1 protein-coding gene is annotated in these 247 nt (G+C 72.1%); it reads right to left on the bottom strand.

What is annotated here, in order from left to right:
* Positions 1 to 247: hypothetical protein (locus ACQG3P_RS21470; RefSeq protein ID WP_426806184.1), on the bottom strand; the 247-nt coding region annotated here is incomplete at both ends.

Raw genomic sequence — 247 nt, 5'->3', positions numbered from 1 at the left:
CGCTCCACCGAGGCCGTGCCGACCGCCGCCCAGTTCTTGAGCGTGCCGGCCAGGCCCATGCGCGCTTCGTTGAGCGGCACCGGCACCGGCTTGGCGGCGCCCGGCGTGGTGGGATCGGCCTCGGGCACGAAGGTCAGGTCGATGGCGACGATCGCAAAGCGCAGGCTGGCATTTTCGCGGTCACGGAACTCGGCGGTGCCCTGCCGCCGGGCCTGGCCACCGAAGCCCTTCACCACCAGCGGTGAGA

The organism is Stenotrophomonas sp. SrG (assembly GCF_050031795.1).
Classification (GTDB): domain Bacteria; phylum Pseudomonadota; class Gammaproteobacteria; order Xanthomonadales; family Xanthomonadaceae; genus Stenotrophomonas; species Stenotrophomonas rhizophila_A.
This window is presented reverse-complemented; position numbering and strand designations above follow the sequence as displayed.